The sequence below is a fragment of the Bacillus sp. AM 13(2015) genome (assembly GCF_001518755.1).
GTDB classification, from domain to species: domain Bacteria; phylum Bacillota; class Bacilli; order Bacillales; family Bacillaceae; genus Bacillus; species Bacillus safensis.
On the sequence record NZ_LKCP01000072.1, the window covers coordinates 34,723 to 51,955 of the forward strand.

Sequence of the window (17,233 nt, forward strand, 5' to 3'; positions counted from 1 at the left end):
TAATTTTAGTTTATTATAATAATTGATATTCTTTAATTTACCTTCGATACCCATTCATAATTTCAAATCTCGTTAATTAGCTAACGTATTCGTTTAACAGTAAAATGAAGCAGGTGACCCCATTGAAAAGAACGATTACATATGAACAAAGTATAGATATCGGATACATTTATATCACCCCGCAATCGGAGCGTTTGAAAATCAAAGAAACCATTGAATTAGATGTCAATGAATGTATCAATGTAGATATCGATAAAGAGGACCGAGTGGCTGGATTGGAGTTATTTGCAGAAGAATCCGAAGTGCTGCGGAATGCACCGGTTTATGAGGATCATCTTTCTTTACGTTTGACGGATCAGGAAGTTCTCTCAACCTATCATCTGTCAGGCATTGAATTTCAATTCTCGACATCTGATCACAATGGGCTGATCGGTTTTACCATTGTCGATCCTTTTCGCTATAACATCACAAGAAAAAACCGTTTTGATCTTTCAAAACGGTTTTTTTTCAAACTATTGTCTCGCTTCATTAAAATAATGGACGGATGTCATGGCCCCTTCGTCGACCATCTTGTTGTCTTGGATATCTAATGGATCTGGGTGGCCGGCTTTTTCAGGAACCTTTTCATCTGACCGGAACATGCTTGCCCATTTTTTCAGATGCTGTTTATTTTTTACGGCTAATAACACAGCTCCTCCAACCCCTAATCCTGCAAGTACATACGCATTTGGACGCTTATTCATGTATGTTCCCTCCCCTTATGATCTTATTTGTAAGTTACCCCGCCTTTTCATTTCTAAACGTCACAATATGTTGATGTGGTTTCTCTTTTTATGAAAAGTGGAATAACAACAGCAATGAAAGAGAAAAGAGGGGATCTTCATGACCACAACCTTAATGATCATCGGCACATTGCTAATCATTTTTTTGATCATCCCAATCATTCTATTGATCTGGATTTGGATGAGGGATGAAAAACAAGAAGAACATTCAGTTCTACGAAATTATCCGGTCATTGGAAAGCTGCGGTTTATCTTTGAAAAAATAGGACCTGAGCTTCGCCAATATCTGTTTCTGAATGACCGAGAGGAGCTGCCCTTCTCAAGAAGAGAATACGAGCAGGCGGTCATGTCAGGAAAGTACAAAAGCCGGACGATGGGCTTTGGATCAAAACGTGATTTTGACAAGCCAGGCTATTACATTCGAAACGTCCTGTTTCCAAAGCAGCGAGATGAACTACGAATCGATCAATCTGAAAAAATCAAAACGAAAGTGTATCAAATTGATCAAGACAATTTACTGCGAAGAAGTGAACATTTCAAAGAAGTCGAAGCAAATCCTTATTTTCTCCATCAAGAGGATGTACAAGTCATTGGCGAACACACATGTCAAAAGCCTTTCCATGTGAAAGGACTGATCGGTCAATCCGCTATGAGCTACGGCTCCTTAGGCGACAGGGCTATTACAGCTTTATCCTCAGGATTAAAAATGGCCGGCGGTACGTGGATGAACACAGGTGAAGGCGGGCTTTCTCCTTATCACCTCAAAGGCGGCGCAGATATCATTTGTCAGATTGGGCCCGGTTTATTTGGCGTTAGAACAGAGGATGGCGCATTTTCCTTTGAAGAATTCAAGAAAAAAAGCGAGCATGAGGAAGTCAAAGCCTTTGAACTCAAGCTGGCACAAGGAGCAAAAACACGCGGCGGTCATATTGACGGCGAAAAAGTAACGGAAGAAATTGCGAATATCCGTAAATTACCGCCTCACCAATCCATTGACAGCCCAAACCGCTTTGAGATGTTCCACTCCATTCCTGACATGTTTGATTTCATTGAGGAGCTGCGGAGTATAGGCGGAAAGCCAGTTGGAATCAAACTTGTTGTCGGGCATAAAGAAAATATTGAAGAGCTTGCCAGCTATATGAAAAAAAGCGGGAAACACCCTGATTTCATTACAGTTGATGGCGGAGAAGGCGGTACAGGGGCGTCCTTTCATGAATTGGCGGATTCCGCAGGGCTGCCAATTTTCACGGCACTCCCTATGGTTCATCAAATTTTGAAAGAATACGGTGTCAGAGATCAGGTGAAGCTCTTTGCTTCTGGCAAGCTTCTTTCGCCTGATAAAATTGCGATTGCCCTTTCAATGGGAGCTGACTTTGTGAATATTGCTAGAGGTCTCATGTTTTCAGTCGGATGCATTCGCGCCCAAGTCTGCCACACGAATAAATGCCCAGTCGGGGTCGCCACGACTGATCCAAAGCTGCAAAAGGGTTTATCAATTGAAGAAAAAAAATACCGAGTGTGCAATTATATCCTGTCTCTTAGAGAAGGTTTGTTTAACTTATCCGCAGCTGCGGGAATAGAATCGCCTATTCATTTTAATGAGAAACATATTATTTTTAGACAAGAGAATGGCGAGACAAGCGAAGTGCCGATGTTCTCAGGCACACAGCCATCTGTCTAGCTTGAAAAGGTGCGGAAACGCACCTTTTTTTATTAACATTTTCGTATAAAGTTAGCAAACAGTAGAGTTTAAGAAAATCATCTCAAACGAAGATGACATCTCCTATGAATGAGAAAGATGGTTTATGGACGAGCTAAATTAAAAAAACAGGGACAATTTATCAGTCCCTGCCCGCTTTTCATAAAAAAACTGCAAACAAGTCCATTTTTCGTGAAAAGGATTGTTTACAGTGAAAGCTGCTTTATTTTGTTTCGTTATTTTCCTGCTGTTCGGCTACGCGGTCAAGTGCCATCGTATAGGCATCGTTGCCGTAGTTTAAGCAGCGTTTGACACGTGAGATGGTTGCAGTGCTTGCACCTGTTTCCGTCTCAATTTTATGATACGTGTTTCCCTCGCGAAGCATACGTGCTACTTCAAGACGCTGTGATAAAGATTGGATTTCATTGATGGTACACAAATCATCAAAGAATCGATAACATTCTTCCAGGTCTTTAAGGGATAAGATGGAGTTGAATAACTGATCTAAACTTTTGCCCCTTAATTTATCAATTTGCATCTTAATACATCTTCTCCTTTACTATTGCCACACCGCTTTGCACGATCTTCTTCTAAGAAAGCGGTATCTTTCCTGACTAATTTTTTTAAAACCTCAGCAATGAGCTTTGAACAGATCATGACAGGTTTGGTTCTACGCTGAAAATGCCGTCAGGTTCTTTCGTAAGCCGAAGCTTCTTTATCGTAAACAAATTCGACAAGTTCTGTCATTTTCCTTGTATGACAATCTGACAAACTTGTTTGCTTCCTGTATAAAGATGACTTCTGCTTGGTTAGGTCTTCTGCCCTAATATATAGACTTTGCGGAAAGCTCAGCGAGACCCACAAATATGCGCCCCGCCTTGCTCGATCATTCAAAATGTGTTGGCCGGTCAGCGTAACCGACAGAATCATTTTACAATTAGAGTACTTCATTCGTCATGTCAAAGCCCTCTGCTTTGTCAACAGCTCCACATAAGATCATGATCACTTACATGGCAGTGAAGAGAACCATAGCTCACTTCTGCCCTATAACAGCAGTCAGAAATGCGGCAAAGATGATACAGCTCCACTCTGTTATATTTTAACGCATTATAGACGGAAAGAGTACAGTTTTTTTCATGACATCAAATATTCCTCTTGGCGTCACTCGAATATATGGCAAATGTGTACTTTGGAAAAAGACAAGTGTATCAATTGGGCAGTCAAATGGATAGCCGCGCTCAATGAGCAGCTCGCGTAATGTTTGTTCCTGCTGAAGAACAGTCTCAAATGGTTCAGCCGATGCACAGCCTGATAATTGCAGCGGGATTTCATGCAAAATTTTCCCGTTCTCTGTGAGGACGATTCCCCCGCCAATTTCTTTCATCCGCTTATGTGCCAGCATCATATCCTCTTTATTTTTCCCGATCACTAAAATGTCACCCGTGAGCGAAAATGAGCTGACAAAGCCTTGCACTTTGTTTGCGAATCCTTTTAGCATCGTATTCACACGCCACTCGCCTTTTCGGTCAATTAGGCTAAAGAAGCTTTGATCATGGTCACATGACAGCTGGTTGATTGAGTTATCAATTTCCACTGTATAAGGCTCCATGATGACGGCATTTCTCATCTTCACACCTAGTGGCATAGAGAATTGCAAATCACTCATCGTCAGGTCATACCCCAAATCTAATGGAAGAAGCCCGCCATTTTCCCATTTTGTTTCTTGGAATTGATGCTGGTTCTCGCCATCTAATTTGAGGATAACCCCTTTAGATATGACTGTTTTAGGATTTGGGTTCATTGGATCATCTAAAATATTCAAAGAAGCCAGCCGTCCAGGACCGACAACGCCTAATAAGTCATCAATTTGATGGTATTTTGCAATGTTAAATGTCGCCATATTATACGCATCAATGATCGGCACGCCTTCTTCAAGGGCGATCGAAATCAAGCGGTTAATCATGCCTTCCTCATAAAAGTGAGGAGCAGCACCATCTGTTGTATAGAAAAAGTGGTCATAGTGTCTAAAATCACGCTCATGCAATTCTCTTAAAATATTCACTAAATCTGGTCGGATGGAAGAATGCCGCAATGAAACATGATAGCCAAGGGACAATCTTTTTAACACATCGTCCGCATTCATCGCTTCATGATCACTGTCCGCGCCAAACAGCTTCATTTTTGTTAGCGTTTTCTCAGAAGCTCCGGGGAAATGCCCTTCAATTCGTTTTCTCTGCTTCTTCGTTTCTTGCATGCAATATAAAATGAGATCATCACCGTCCATCAATCTTGGCCAGCTTGTTAATTCGCCGCCTTGAAGGACGTCAGGATGATCAATCCATTCCTTCCGGTAGTTGACAGGCAGCATCTCATCTTCATATCTGACTTCCGTTTGAAGATCGTATCTGGACCACCAGAAATACTGAAATGGCTGCTTTTTTAATTCACATAGAGTGGAAAGCGCTTTCTTTTCATTGCTTTGCAAAAGAAGAAATAAGTTATCGCTGACCATTGTTGTTGTGCCAAATTGAGACACATATTCTGCAAGTGATTGGGGATTATAAATATGGAATGGGTGCGCGTGAGGCTCTATATACCCAGGCACAATGTATTTCCCTTCACAATCAATCACACGTTTAGCTGATTTATTTTGAGGAAGCTCTGCTCCGACATAAACAATTCGATCATCATGTATCCAAATATTTGCCTTCACCCATTGCTTCAAAAACGGGTTAAGCACGAGTCCATTCGTTAAAAGGAGTGTTGGAACTATTTTTGAGTCGACTACATCGATTTGTGTGCGGATGTCATTATTTCTCCAATTAAAAGTACGTTCGGACATTCACATACTCTCCTTCATTTGTATTAGCCCTATCGTAACATAACGAACCACGTTACGCATTAATGAAACGTTACAATTTCTTGAAATCACACTTAAAATAATTTAAAAAAGGAGATTCACCTTCAATGAAACCTAATCTCGGCTTAATGGAAGCGCTCATTAGAATTGCCTGTGGAATGACAATATGTACTGTAGCTGGATCCTTATATGCTAGAAAACCATGGAGTAAAATGCTTCTTTTTAGCATCATGTTTGGCAGTATGAAACTAGGATCTGGCATTCTTCGTTTTTGTCCAGTGACATATATGTGTGAGCAGCAGGACACACATAAAGAGAAGGCTGAGTAAGGCAGCCTTCTTTTTTATGTTCATTTCATCTCATTCCGCTGCTTCACACCATTCGACCATTGTCCCTGCAATAATCTCTGCTGCTTCTATCACATGCTCAATGTCGATAGATTCATTCGGAAAATGGGCAAGCTCCGTTGTTCCAGGTCCAAACACGATAATCGGAATACCTGCTGCCTGTGACAGTAATCCTCCGTCAGTTCCCCAAGGGGCGGCTTCGATCTTCGGCGGCTGCTTCATGACCGCTTCATATTGTTCCTTCAATAAACCTAAAAGCGGATGATCCGTATCGATTGAACCCGGAAGCCATCTTGCACCAAACCATTCGACCTCAACAGGATGTTCATGGAACCATTCATCTTTTTCTCCGAGTCCTGCCATCCAATTTTCTAGTTCCTTCTCTGCCTGTTCTACTGTCTCACCCGGCATCACCCCGAGCCTGCCTTCCATTGTGACAAGGTCTGCTACAGAGGATGGCCAATCACCGCCTTGAATTTTCCCGATATTGATCGGAATCGGAATTGGGATATGCTGAAACAGCGGCTCCGTGATTCGCTGATTTCTTTTTTCTTCTAGTGCCGCTATATGTGAAAGGACAATCGTACTCTTTTCTATAGCAGAAACACCGTGATATCTTGTTCCGCCATGAGCAGCCCTTCCTTTAATATGCAGTCTGAACCATTTAGATCCTTGCTGAATCGGAAAGATTTTCATATGACTTGGCTCTGGAATGATGGCTGCATCTGCTGTATATCCTCTCAGTATGGCTGCAAGGGTGCCTGCACCGCCGCTCTCTTCTTCAACAACACTATGAAACACGACATCTCCCTTCAGCGGAATCTGAAGTGCATGCAGTGCCTCAAGTGCAAAGAGTAAAGAAACGTTTCCACCTTTCATATCTGTTGCCCCGCGTCCATAAAGTCTCCCGTTTATGATATGCCCGCTGTAAGGCGGATATGTCCATTGTTTGTGATCTCCTGCTGGGACAACATCCACATGCCCATTTAATAAAATAGATTTGCCGCCGCCTTTTCCTTTCAATCGTCCGGCGACATTAGGACTTCCTTTAAAAGAACGCCTCGGGGAATAAAAATACGGGTGGTTCAGCAAATCATCTCCGCCAATGTCCCATACGTCAACATCAAAGCCAATGGCAGAAAGTTTATTTGCTACGATTTGCTGTACCTCTTGCTCATTCCCTTGTGTGCTGTCACATTGCACCATTTGCTGAAGAAGCGTCACGGCTTCCTCCTTATGCTCTTTCATCCAGTTTCTGATACGTGTGGTTGGCTGCAAGTCAGTCATCCTTTCTACACAACAGATTTGACATCAGGCGCTAAAATGAGCGGCGCCTCTGTCGCCCTCATGACATCTTCCGGCTGAAACGGCGGCATGACTTCACGCAAAATGAGCAGCTGTGATTTGACCTCAATGACTGCCATATCTGTAATAATCAGATCCACACAAGACTTAGCTGTTAAAGGCAGCGTGCAGGCGGCTTTTATCTTAGATTGTCCGTGTTTATCAAGGTGACTCATCACGACCACTACCTTTTTCGCTTTTTGCGCGAGTTCAATCGCTCCGCCCATACCCGGTACTCGTTTACCTGGTACAATCCAATTCGCAAGATCCCCCTGACTGCTGACTTCAAGTGCACCTAAAATCGTCATATCCAGCATCCCTTTGCGAATGATGCCAAAAGCGGTTGTGCTGTCCATATATGAGCCGCCTTTTGTTAACGTAATAGGGAAACCTCCGGCATTGCACAAATTCGGGTCTTCTTCCCCTCGTGCTGGTGAAGCGCCTGCTCCCATAATGCCGTTTTCTGCATGCAGCCACACCTCGTAATGTGGTGGGATGTATTCAGCTGCAAGGGTTGGGATGCCGATCCCAAGATTGACGATCATCCCATCTTCAATTTCCTGTGCCGCACGTTTGGCTATGCGGTGTCTTAAATCGATGTCTCCCATGCCCATGTCCAGTTCACTCCTTTTGATTGCACGATCTGGTTCACAAATACGCCTGGTGTCACAATTTCCTCTGGATGAAGCCTGCCCACAGGCACAATCTCTTCTACTTCTGCAATGGTCCAGTCTCCTGCCATCGCCACAATCGGGTTGGTATTCCGAGCACTTTTATCAAAAATCAGGTTCCCTGCTTCATCTGCTTTGAGGGCATTCACAATCGCAATATCCGCAGTCAGCGCAGGCTCAAGAATATACTGCTTTCCACCTAGCGGAACCAATTGTTTCTCATCAAGATTGAGGCTATCCATGCCGACATCTGTCACAATGCCCGCTAAACCCATTCCGCCTGCCCGAATCTTTTCCGCTAGGATGCCCTGCGGGTAAAAAAGAACGTCTAGTGTACCCGCCTGCATTTTCTGCCCGGCAATTGGATTAGAGCCAATATGTGAAGCAATGATTTTCTTCACCCTTCCTTCTGTGATCAGCCTGCCAACACCGATTTGCGGGAAGCCTGCATCGTTTCCGATCAATGTCAGGTCTTTGATATTGGCTTCTAGGATGGCATCGATCAATGATGGCGGTGACCCCACACCGCCAAACCCGCCAAACATGATGGTCATCCCGTCCTTAAAATGTGTGATCACTTCATCAAGACTCGCTGTTTTGTTCATCCTCTTTCCTCCCTACATCGCAGATGGGAAAAACCCTCGATTGATGACTTCTTGTTCAACTTGCGTCATTGTCTGCCCGAATAAATGAATGAGTTCATCCATCTCCTGCTGCGCGATGGAAAGCGGCGGTGCGATCATGATTGCTGCACCTCCTACGCCATCCTCTCCAGCGCTTGCTGGGTAAACAAGCAAACCATTCTGTTTGGCCGTCTCCACAACTAAATGTGTCATTTGAGCATGGGCAGGAAATGGTGTTTTCGATAATCGGTCTGCGACAAACTCAATGCCAATGAGCAGTCCCTTTCCTCTCACATCTCCTATAATGGAATGTTTTGATTGCAAATCCTTTAAAGCATTCATTAAATATCGGCCAGACAAATCAGCCCGTTCTGAAAGCTGGTGTTTTTTCATATATCGAATGACAGCCAGTGAGACGGCTGCTGAAAGCGGATTGCCGCTATATGTGTGGCCTGCCATCACAGAGCCCGAACCGCTGAGAATCGGTGCAATCACATGATCCGCTGAGACAGCTGCCGCAATCGGTGAATAGCCGGCACTCATGCCTTTTCCGAGTACCATAATATCTGGTACGACGCCCCAATGTTCCATGGCAAACATTTTCCCAGTTCGTCCAAAGCCTGTCATGACTTCATCTGCAATCATTAAAATATCGTTTTCCTCACAAACTCGCTTCATCGCCTCAAAATATCCATCTGGCGGTACAAGTGCCGCGCCCGCTGCTCCAACAATCGGCTCTGCAATAAAAGCCGCAATCCTCTCTTTTCCTATACGCTGAATGACGGTTTTAAATTCCTGGACATACCATTCGACCTGCTTGCTATCTTCCTTTGGCAGCCATGAACGGTAGCTATATGGCGGAGACAGCACCGGATGCTTTTCGAGCAGTGGTTCAAAGCGCTCTCTCCTTGCAATATGTCCTGACATCGACAGCGCACCAAGTGTGATGCCGTGATAACTCATCCATCTTGAGATGATGTGATTCTTCTCAGCCTTCCCCTGCTCCTGCCAATGCTGAATGGCAATTTTCATGGCGGTCTCTGTTGCCTCTGATCCGCTTCCGACAAAAAAAGACCAGTTCAGGTTCCCTGGGCAGAGCGTACTCAATTCATAGGCAAGTTCTTCTGCTGGTTCATTTGTGAATTGTGATCTGTACGTAAAGCTCACCTTTTCCGCTTGCTCTGTCATGGCATCAATGATGTCTCGTATGCCATGTCCAATACTTGCCGTGACAGCACCAGATGAGCCGTCTAAATATTTTTTCCCGTCCCGATCATATAAATAAATCCCCTCTCCTTTCACAGCCACAGGATAATGCTGATTCAACATTGGTTTGATTAAGTAATCCCGGGTCTCCACTTGTCATTCCTCCCTCTCTCGTCAGCAGCTGCATCTTTCTTTTTTCATGAATCGCAAGAAAATTTTGTATACTTGTTATAAGATTAGCTTAATCAAGAGGGCAGTCATCCTCCATTCGCCATATGCCCGAATTTCACACGCATTTTTTATACATCGTGTATAAGAGTGTTCAAAAGGAGGTCATGAGTCTATGGCGATTCTCGTCAAAGATGCACTCTCGCTCGATATCATGAAGGAAACAAAGCTGCTTGCTGGAGAAAATGGACTGGATCGCCTCATTCAGTGGGTGACCATCGTGGAAATTATCGAAGATACTTCAAGGCTTTCAGAAGGAGAGCTGCTTGTTACAACCGGCTTTGGGCTTGCAGACAATAGGGAAAGGCGCGCCCGGCTTGAAGAACTGATTCAATCTGATCGTCTATCCGCCATTGCCATTTATAAAGGCGTGTACTTAACGGAAATTCCTGCATCACTGATCGAAGCTGCCAAAAACAGCGACATTCCACTCATCGAGATTCCTTCACATGTCAACTTCTCAGACATTACAAAAGCCGTCCTAGAGCAAATCGTCAGCAGCCAGCTTCATCAGCTTAAATATTCTTCAGCCATTCACCAAAGACTGACTCATTTAAATGTCAGCAATAAAAATGTCACACAAATTACAGATGAGCTGGCACATCTCACTTCGGCAAACATCGTTGTGCTTGATGTTTTTTTACATCAAACAGCAGCTCACCTCGAAACAGACGAAGTAACGTATTCTCCTGCATTTGGCTTTCAAACAGATCACGAACCAATTGAAACGACACCTCTTCTCAAGCAGGCTGAGGAGAAAGGGCGGCTCGTCTATGACACGTGCGGTGCGTTTGTGCTGGCTGCGTGCCCCGTCATTGCAATGGGCGATATTTTTGGGTTTATTGTGGCTTTAAAGAAAAAAGAAACGTGGCACCATCTCGACGCAATCGCCATCGAGCATGCCGGAGCCGTGTATGCGATTGAATGGCTGAAGCAAAAAGCCATTCAAGATACAGAAAACCAAATGCAAGGTCATTTGTTAGATGATATTTTGCAGCAGCAATATACAGAAGAAAGCTATGTCATCGAACAAGCAACTAAGCTGCAATATGATATGAGCGATGAGCAGGTGGTCATCTACTTTCAATTTCAGCATCAGCACACACAGCTCGATCACCAAATGATGCAGCGCCTATCTCAATTGCTCACGTCGATATTTGAACGCAGACATATTCCTTTTTTACTTAAGACAAGGCTCGATTCCATTTTTGTTCTTACCCCCGCAGAAAAAAAAGCGTTTCAAGAAGCGGAGTGGTATCGCGCAGCAGAAGAGTGCCGGAGCACTTGGTCTTATTTTTTTCCCGTCCATCCGATCGTGATTGGCATTGGGAGAGCCTATGACCAGATCGGTCTCTTTGCAAAAAGCGCGAAGGAAGCGCAGTATGCAGCAAGGCTTCTTCCGCTTTTAAAGACAGACGAATGCATCATTCATTATCAGAAGCTTGGCTTATACGGGATGCTTCTTGAAATGAATGAAGCGGGGATGAATTTGCATGACTTTTACGTGGAGCTGTTAAGTCCTTTGCTTTATACGAAAAAACAGGGAGCAGACCTGATCCATACACTCGAAGTGTATTTGGCCCACAATGAAAATATTCAAAAATCTGCGGGAGAATTGTTTATTCACAGACATACATTAAGCTACCGGCTGAAACAAATTGAAACGAGAACAGGCTGCAGCCTCAAATCCACGGATGATCGGATGAAGCTGCAGCTCAGTATCATGGCGTACCGCCTATCTGGTCTGCTTGATCAGATGAGAACCATTTCATAATTCATTCGGCGTTTTGACCCATAGATTCATATCTTCAATTTTGTCAAAAATATAGCAGTTGTTTTGGAATCGGCCGGTATATGTATAGCCGAGCTGATAAAACACTTGATTCATTCCATAGGATAGTGCACGTGCAAGAGAATAAAAGACATAAATGTGCATGGATTGAAGTTCCTTTTCGAGTGCTAGAATCAACTGGTGCATGAATCCTAGCTTTCTGTATGCCGGAAGGGTCGCACAATCTGTTAATTCCGCATGACCATAAGGCGCATTGATTTCAGCAGATGCTGCACTCACAATGTGCCCGTCATGTTCAACGGCATAAAAAACCGTCCCTTCCTCCATCACCTTTTGGATGTAATCTGGCTCATTCATTGGCGTAGGATACGTTTCAAAGACGGTATCATAGAGCTTTGCCAACTTGTGAATATCCTGCGTATCCGCTTTCCTCATCACATACTCATCCTGCCACGTGCCTTGATCTTTTTTGAGAGGCTTTTCTTGAATAGACGCAACAATTTCATCTTCCTTCAGCCAATACGGGCTGTTCATTCGACTCTCCGTCAGAAAGAGCGACATGCCGTACGCATCACTTCCAAGAAAATAATGAGAAAACACACCTTCAAGCCGAAAGCCTTTTTCTAAAAAAAGAGGCATATGCTCACGCCTGACTTTCACAATGACCTTAGAAGCCTTACAGTCCGCCGCTTCCTGAAGAACCGACTGAATCACATCCCGCACCCTGCCGCTGTAGTCATCCAAACGGATTCGCTCATTAAATGAATCAATACAGATCGAGGCAGAAAAACGCTCGTTCGCAAGTTCCTTCAATTGCACCATATACTCATCCTCTCTTATAAATCAGCTAATAAAAAAAATCCAAATGGAACATGAAACAATGACGATACCAGAAAAAATCGACATGATCATATACCTAATGGCTGAGCCTTTTTTGGCTTTGTTTTGCTTTCTCGCTTCATACATGATGAGATTTGAGAACAGTATAAATAAAATAAGTAGAACGATGGCAAATAGAATGATTCCTTGAATGACCATGCTGCCTCCTCATAAATTCGTCATCCCATATTACTTCTTCATATTCGAGCATCATCCCTTCTCATGAACAAAAAACACCTTTCCATCTCGTCAGATAGAAAGGTGTTTTGATTAAACGTTTTTCCCCGCAGCCTTCAGCGCACGGGCACCAATGTCACGGCGATAAAATAGACCTGGCTGTATGATTTCTTTAACCGCTTCATACACTCTTGATCTTGCCGCTTCAAATGTGTCGTCAAATGCGGTTACATTCGCTACACGGCCGCCATTCGTGACGAATTGATTGTTTTCTTTTTTTGTTCCTGCGTGGAAGGTCACGACATCAGAGACAGTCGTTTGCAAGGTACCGATTGGTGTGCCTTTTGCATAGTCTTCTGGGTATCCTTCTGATGCAAGAACCACACTGACAGCCGCAGTGTCTTTCCACTGTAAGTCCACATCTTTTCCATCAAGAATATCGAGAAATACTTGAACTAGATCTGATTGTAGACGAGGGAGAACCACTTGCGTTTCAGGGTCGCCAAAGCGTGCATTGAATTCAATCACCTTTGAGCCTTCTGGTGTCAGCATTAAGCCTGCATATAAAATGCCTGTAAATGGACGCCCTTCCTGCACCATTGCGCGAGCTGCCGGTTTGACGACGTCCTCCACCGCTTTCTGAACCACTTCATCTGAAATTTGCGGAACTGGTGAATAAGCGCCCATTCCGCCTGTATTCGGCCCTTTGTCATCTTCAAAGGCCCGCTTGTGATCCTGCGCAATCACCATCGGGTACACCTTTTCTCCGTTGACAAAGGCCATGAGTGAAAATTCTTCGCCTGTTAAAAATTCTTCGATGACGACAGATGCACTGGCATCGCCAAACTTTTCATCCTCTAAGAAATCATGCAGACAATCGACCGCCTCTTCAAGCGTCATAGCCACTGTGACGCCTTTTCCTGCGGCGAGCCCGTCTGCTTTAATGACAATCGGCGCACCCTTTTCTTCCACATATGCCTTCGCTTCTTCAAACGATGTGAAGGTAGCATAAGCGGCTGTTGGGATATCATAATTTTTCATTAAGTCTTTTGCAAATTCCTTTGAGCCTTCAATGACCGCAGCTTTTGCATTCGGTCCAAATACTTTTAGACCTGCTTCTTCAAATGCATCAACGACACCTGCGATTAAAGGAACCTCTGGACCGACAATGGTTAAGCCGATTTCGTTTTCTTTTGCAAAACGAATTAATGCCTCATGATCGCCTTCGTCGATTGGTACAAGCTTCGCAGCATCTGTCATTCCATCATTGCCGGGTGCGACAAATACTTGGCTGACAAGTTCACTTTGATTCACTTTCCATGCGATGGTATGCTCTCTTCCGCCTCTGCCGATAATTAGTACGTTCACTCTGTCATCCCCTTAATGTTTGAAATGTCTAACGCCAGTGAAGACCATGGCGATGCCGTATTCATCTGCCTTTTGAATCGATTCTTCATCACGAATAGATCCGCCTGGCTGAATGATCGCTGTGACGCCTGCCTTTGCAGCAGCTTCCACTGTATCGCCCATTGGGAAGAACGCATCAGAGCCTAGTGCGCTTCCTTTTGCCTTTTCACCTGCTTGCTCAATCGCAATGTTCGCTGAGCCGACACGGTTCATTTGTCCAGCGCCGATCCCTGCTGTCATTTGATCTTTCGCAAGAACAATGGCATTTGATTTCACATGCTTGACCACTTTCCAAGCAAGTTTTAAGTCTTTCCATTCGTCTTCTGTTGGTTCTCTTTTCGTTGGAATAGAGATCGTTGCTTCCTCTAAACCGTACGTATCAATATCCTGAACAAGTAATCCGCCATGGACACTTGTCAGCTGCTTTTCTTTTTTCCCAAGATCCGCTTCTACATCTAATGTTAATAGACGAAGATTCTTTTTCGACGTTAACACGTCAAGTGCTTCTTGGCTGAACGAAGGAGCGATGACAATTTCCAAGAAAATTGTATGCAGCACGTCAGCCGTTTGTTTGTCTACTTCACGGTTAAGAGCCACAATGCCGCCAAAAATAGAAGTTTCGTCTGCCTTGAACGCTCGGTCAAATGCTTCTGCAATCGTTTCTCCTGTACCAACGCCGCACGGGTTCATATGCTTCACAGCAACAGCGGCCGGCTCCGTGAATTCTCGTACAATTTGGAGAGCTGCATCTGCATCTTTAATATTGTTATAGGAAAGCTCTTTTCCATGTAATTGCTTGGCAGTAGCCAACGAACCTTTCGCTGGAAGAGCATTTTCATAGAAAGTCGCGGCTTGGTGCGGGTTTTCTCCATAACGAAGGGATTGTTTTTTCTCAAACGTGACAGTGAACTGTTCTGGCTCTGTTTCGCCGACAAAGTTTGTTAAGTAATCTGAAATCAGAGCATCGTAAGCAGCCGTATGGCGGAATACCTTTGCAGCAAGCTCACGCTTTTTCTCTAGTGACACGCCGCCTTCTTTGATTTGCTGAATGACTGTATCATAATCACGAGGATCGACAATCACTGTGACGTCTTGGTGGTTTTTTGATGCTGCACGAAGCATTCCCGGTCCGCCAATATCAATGTTTTCAATCGCTTCTTCATATGTTACATCTTCTTTTGAGATCGTCTCTTTGAATGGATAGAGATTCACGACAACTAGATCAATCGGCTGAATGCCATGCTTTTCAATCTGTGCCATATGCTCATCGTTTTCTCTCACTGCTAAAAGTCCGCCATGAATGTTCGGGTGAAGTGTTTTGAGTCGTCCGTCCATGATTTCAGGGAATCCAGTGACTTCTGAAATTCCAATGACATCAATGCCGTTCTCTTGAAGAAGCTTGTGTGTACCTCCAGTTGAAATCACTTCAACACCAAGTTCTGTTAATTCTTTCACAAAAGGTACAAGATTCGTTTTATCGGAAACACTGATTAATGCGCGTTTGATCGTCATGCCTTCGTCACCTCATTAAGATAATTCTAAAAGTGATTTGATCACTTTTGGATATAGTGTGTGTTCTAGTTCATGCATTCTTTTTTCAATCGATTCAAGCTCTTCCCCTTGTTCGATGTAAATCGACGCTTGGTCAATGATTGGACCTGTATCCATGCCTTCATCGACAAAATGGACAGTGATGCCTGCCACTTTGACGCCTGCTTGATAGGCTTGGCCAATAGCATCAAGCCCTGGGAAGGCTGGCAGCAAGGACGGATGGATATTAACAATTTTCCCTCTGAATGCTTCAAGTAATGTCGGACCAATCAGTCTCATATACCCAGCAAGGAAAACCCATTCCACTTCATGCAGCCTAAGCTGTTCAATGATCGTTTGTTCAAAAGCGGCTTTATTCGGAAAAGCCTTCGGGGTAAATGCAAAGGAGGGAATGCCCTCTTTCTCAGCACGCTCCAGCACCTTTGCCCCCGGTTTATCACAAATCACAATGGCGGCCTCTGCCTGCCACTGTTCCTTTTTTAATGTATCCATAATGGCTTGAAAATTCGTCCCGCTTCCAGAGGCGAAGATCGCAAACTTCTTCATGAGAGGCTTCCACCGCCGAATGTGACACCTTCTCCTTTTTGAACACGGCCGATGAGAAAAGCTTTCTCTCCGTCTTCTTCAAGTCCTCTGATCACTTCGACAAGGTCATCTTCTTTTACGGCTAAGACAAAACCAATGCCCATATTAAACACATTGAACATTTCTTCAGCCTTTAACTGTCCTTTTTCTTGAATAAAGGAGAAAATTGGCGGTACTGGCCATGAGCCGTTATCAATCTCAACGCCAAGCCCTTCAGGCAGCATACGTGGTAAATTTTCAATAAAGCCGCCGCCTGTCACATGTGCCATACCGTCAACCTTACCGGCTTTCACTTGTTTAAGAACAGGCTTCACATAAATTTTGGTCGGTTCAAGAAGCTCTTCTCCAAGAGGTCTTGTAAAAGGTTCATACGTTTGATGAAGGTCAAGACCAGCGTCTTCAAGCAATACTTTACGAACGAGAGAGTACCCATTGCTATGAATTCCGCTTGAGCTGAGTCCAATCAGCAAGTGCCCCTCTTTGATGCTTTCTCCTGTCACGATTTCATCCTTTTCAACGACACCTACTGAAAAACCAGCAATATCATATTCATCTTCTGTATAAAGACCCGGCATTTCTGCTGTTTCTCCGCCGACAAGCGCTGAACCAGACTGCTCACAGCCGTCAGCCACACCTTTGACAATGGATTCAATTTTCAAAGGATCTGCTTTTCCGACTGCTAAGTAATCTAAGAAAAAGAGCGGTTCTGCCCCTTGTGCAAGCACATCGTTGACACACATTGCCACGGCATCGACACCGATCGTATCGTGTTGATCCATTAAAAAGGCAAGCTTTAATTTCGTTCCGACACCATCTGTTCCTGAAACAAGAACGGGCTTTTTATATGGCAGCTCAGATAAATCAAACATACCGCCAAATCCACCTAGAGCACCCATGACGCCTGCTCTTTTTGTACGTTCTACGTGTGTTTTCATTCGTTTGACGGCTTCGTATCCTGCTTCGATGTCGACACCGGCGTTTTTATATGCTTCTGACATCCCATTCACTCCTTTTAGCTGCTTCTCTTTCATTTATTTCCAGCAGAATGAAAGAGCAGCATATCAAATCATCTTGACTGCTGC

Annotated in this window: 17 protein-coding genes; 4 read left to right on the top strand and 13 right to left on the bottom strand. The window is 44.1% G+C overall.

Annotation, left to right across the window (positions count from 1 at the left end; translation table 11 throughout):
- The first annotated feature begins 122 nt into the window (after nucleotides 1-122).
- Nucleotides 123-590, top strand: coding sequence for a DUF2283 domain-containing protein (locus AOQ70_RS12340; protein WP_082700852.1), 468 nt, complete (start codon nucleotides 123-125; stop codon nucleotides 588-590).
- On the opposite strand, the gene AOQ70_RS12345 is transcribed toward AOQ70_RS12340, so the two are convergent.
- Entirely contained in the window at nucleotides 513-743 is a 231-nt protein-coding gene (locus AOQ70_RS12345) for a hypothetical protein (RefSeq protein WP_039176971.1), read from the bottom strand. The two genes, AOQ70_RS12340 and AOQ70_RS12345, sit on opposite strands and share 78 nt — an antisense overlap.
- A 139-nt stretch (nucleotides 744-882) precedes the next feature.
- On the opposite strand from AOQ70_RS12345, the gene AOQ70_RS12350 reads away from it, so the two are divergent.
- The gene (locus AOQ70_RS12350) at nucleotides 883-2,463 is read left to right on the top strand and encodes an FMN-binding glutamate synthase family protein (protein WP_041087101.1); all 1,581 of its coding nucleotides are present in this window, start codon (nucleotides 883-885) and stop codon (nucleotides 2,461-2,463) included.
- Between the two features lie 241 nt (nucleotides 2,464-2,704).
- Here AOQ70_RS12350 and AOQ70_RS12355 read toward each other — a convergent pair whose 3' ends face one another.
- Entirely contained in the window at nucleotides 2,705-3,019 is a 315-nt protein-coding gene (locus tag AOQ70_RS12355) for a YerC/YecD family TrpR-related protein (protein ID WP_024424524.1), read from the bottom strand.
- A gap of 561 nt (nucleotides 3,020-3,580) precedes the next feature.
- The gene (locus tag AOQ70_RS12360) at nucleotides 3,581-5,323 is read right to left on the bottom strand and encodes an adenine deaminase C-terminal domain-containing protein (RefSeq protein ID WP_059376559.1); all 1,743 of its coding nucleotides are present in this window, start codon (nucleotides 5,321-5,323) and stop codon (nucleotides 3,581-3,583) included.
- A gap of 125 nt (nucleotides 5,324-5,448) precedes the next feature.
- Between AOQ70_RS12360 and AOQ70_RS12365 the strand changes: the two genes are divergently transcribed.
- Nucleotides 5,449-5,670, top strand: coding sequence for a YgaP family membrane protein (locus AOQ70_RS12365; RefSeq protein WP_059376561.1), 222 nt, complete (start codon nucleotides 5,449-5,451; stop codon nucleotides 5,668-5,670).
- A 30-nt stretch (nucleotides 5,671-5,700) separates the two neighbouring features.
- On the opposite strand, the gene AOQ70_RS12370 is transcribed toward AOQ70_RS12365, so the two are convergent.
- The 4 genes from AOQ70_RS12370 to AOQ70_RS12385 are packed head-to-tail and all read right to left on the bottom strand — an operon-like array spanning nucleotide 5,701 to nucleotide 9,685.
- Nucleotides 5,701-6,966 (bottom strand): peptidase, encoded by a 1,266-nt coding sequence (locus tag AOQ70_RS12370; protein WP_059376564.1) that lies wholly within the window; start codon nucleotides 6,964-6,966, stop codon nucleotides 5,701-5,703.
- A gap of 14 nt (nucleotides 6,967-6,980) precedes the next feature.
- Nucleotides 6,981-7,646 (bottom strand): 3-oxoacid CoA-transferase subunit B, encoded by a 666-nt coding sequence (locus tag AOQ70_RS12375; protein WP_041087095.1) that lies wholly within the window; start codon nucleotides 7,644-7,646, stop codon nucleotides 6,981-6,983.
- Nucleotides 7,622-8,308: a CoA transferase subunit A gene (locus AOQ70_RS12380; protein ID WP_058837843.1), complete on the bottom strand. Its 687-nt coding sequence runs from the start codon at nucleotides 8,306-8,308 to the stop codon at nucleotides 7,622-7,624. The genes AOQ70_RS12375 and AOQ70_RS12380 overlap by 25 nt, the downstream gene beginning before the upstream one ends.
- Before the next feature lie 12 nt (nucleotides 8,309-8,320).
- Nucleotides 8,321-9,685 (bottom strand): aspartate aminotransferase family protein, encoded by a 1,365-nt coding sequence (locus AOQ70_RS12385; protein ID WP_059376565.1) that lies wholly within the window; start codon nucleotides 9,683-9,685, stop codon nucleotides 8,321-8,323.
- A 190-nt stretch (nucleotides 9,686-9,875) separates the two neighbouring features.
- Between AOQ70_RS12385 and AOQ70_RS12390 the strand changes: the two genes are divergently transcribed.
- Nucleotides 9,876-11,534: a PucR family transcriptional regulator gene (locus tag AOQ70_RS12390; RefSeq protein WP_059376567.1), complete on the top strand. Its 1,659-nt coding sequence runs from the start codon at nucleotides 9,876-9,878 to the stop codon at nucleotides 11,532-11,534.
- On the opposite strand, the gene ablB is transcribed toward AOQ70_RS12390, so the two are convergent.
- From ablB to purM, 6 genes are all read right to left on the bottom strand, one after another.
- The gene (gene ablB, locus AOQ70_RS12395) at nucleotides 11,529-12,374 is read right to left on the bottom strand and encodes a putative beta-lysine N-acetyltransferase (protein WP_059376569.1); all 846 of its coding nucleotides are present in this window, start codon (nucleotides 12,372-12,374) and stop codon (nucleotides 11,529-11,531) included. The genes AOQ70_RS12390 and ablB overlap by 6 nt on opposite strands.
- Before the next feature lie 21 nt (nucleotides 12,375-12,395).
- Nucleotides 12,396-12,590 (bottom strand): hypothetical protein, encoded by a 195-nt coding sequence (locus tag AOQ70_RS12400; RefSeq protein ID WP_039176953.1) that lies wholly within the window; start codon nucleotides 12,588-12,590, stop codon nucleotides 12,396-12,398.
- Between the two features lie 111 nt (nucleotides 12,591-12,701).
- Nucleotides 12,702-13,976 carry a phosphoribosylamine--glycine ligase gene (gene purD, locus AOQ70_RS12405; protein ID WP_059376571.1) on the bottom strand — a complete coding sequence of 425 codons (1,275 nt, stop codon included), beginning with the start codon at nucleotides 13,974-13,976 and terminating at the stop codon, nucleotides 12,702-12,704.
- A gap of 12 nt (nucleotides 13,977-13,988) precedes the next feature.
- Entirely contained in the window at nucleotides 13,989-15,527 is a 1,539-nt protein-coding gene (gene purH / locus AOQ70_RS12410; protein ID WP_059376573.1) for a bifunctional phosphoribosylaminoimidazolecarboxamide formyltransferase/IMP cyclohydrolase, read from the bottom strand.
- Nucleotides 15,528-15,542: 15 nt separating this feature from the next.
- The gene (purN, locus tag AOQ70_RS12415) at nucleotides 15,543-16,112 is read right to left on the bottom strand and encodes a phosphoribosylglycinamide formyltransferase (protein WP_059376576.1); all 570 of its coding nucleotides are present in this window, start codon (nucleotides 16,110-16,112) and stop codon (nucleotides 15,543-15,545) included.
- Nucleotides 16,109-17,149 carry a phosphoribosylformylglycinamidine cyclo-ligase gene (purM, locus tag AOQ70_RS12420; RefSeq protein WP_039176942.1) on the bottom strand — a complete coding sequence of 347 codons (1,041 nt, stop codon included), beginning with the start codon at nucleotides 17,147-17,149 and terminating at the stop codon, nucleotides 16,109-16,111. The genes purN and purM overlap by 4 nt, the downstream gene beginning before the upstream one ends.
- Nucleotides 17,150-17,233: the final 84 nt, after the last annotated feature.

What these genes read in the sequence shown, in the direction of transcription:
- AOQ70_RS12345 (WP_039176971.1), bottom strand. Translation starts at nt 743, where the DNA reads ATGAATAAGCGTCCAAATGCGTATGTACTTGCAGGATTAGGGGTTGGA.
- AOQ70_RS12350 (WP_041087101.1), top strand. Translation starts at nt 883, where the DNA reads ATGACCACAACCTTAATGATCATCGGCACATTGCTAATCATTTTTTTG.
- AOQ70_RS12355 (WP_024424524.1), bottom strand. Translation starts at nt 3,019, where the DNA reads ATGCAAATTGATAAATTAAGGGGCAAAAGTTTAGATCAGTTATTCAAC.
- AOQ70_RS12360 (WP_059376559.1), bottom strand. Translation starts at nt 5,323, where the DNA reads ATGTCCGAACGTACTTTTAATTGGAGAAATAATGACATCCGCACACAA.
- AOQ70_RS12365 (WP_059376561.1), top strand. Translation starts at nt 5,449, where the DNA reads ATGAAACCTAATCTCGGCTTAATGGAAGCGCTCATTAGAATTGCCTGT.
- AOQ70_RS12375 (WP_041087095.1), bottom strand. Translation starts at nt 7,646, where the DNA reads ATGGGCATGGGAGACATCGATTTAAGACACCGCATAGCCAAACGTGCG.
- AOQ70_RS12380 (WP_058837843.1), bottom strand. Translation starts at nt 8,308, where the DNA reads ATGAACAAAACAGCGAGTCTTGATGAAGTGATCACACATTTTAAGGAC.
- AOQ70_RS12390 (WP_059376567.1), top strand. Translation starts at nt 9,876, where the DNA reads ATGGCGATTCTCGTCAAAGATGCACTCTCGCTCGATATCATGAAGGAA.
- ablB (WP_059376569.1), bottom strand. Translation starts at nt 12,374, where the DNA reads ATGGTGCAATTGAAGGAACTTGCGAACGAGCGTTTTTCTGCCTCGATC.
- AOQ70_RS12400 (WP_039176953.1), bottom strand. Translation starts at nt 12,590, where the DNA reads ATGGTCATTCAAGGAATCATTCTATTTGCCATCGTTCTACTTATTTTA.
- purH (WP_059376573.1), bottom strand. Translation starts at nt 15,527, where the DNA reads ATGACGATCAAACGCGCATTAATCAGTGTTTCCGATAAAACGAATCTT.
- purN (WP_059376576.1), bottom strand. Translation starts at nt 16,112, where the DNA reads ATGAAGAAGTTTGCGATCTTCGCCTCTGGAAGCGGGACGAATTTTCAA.
- purM (WP_039176942.1), bottom strand. Translation starts at nt 17,149, where the DNA reads ATGTCAGAAGCATATAAAAACGCCGGTGTCGACATCGAAGCAGGATAC.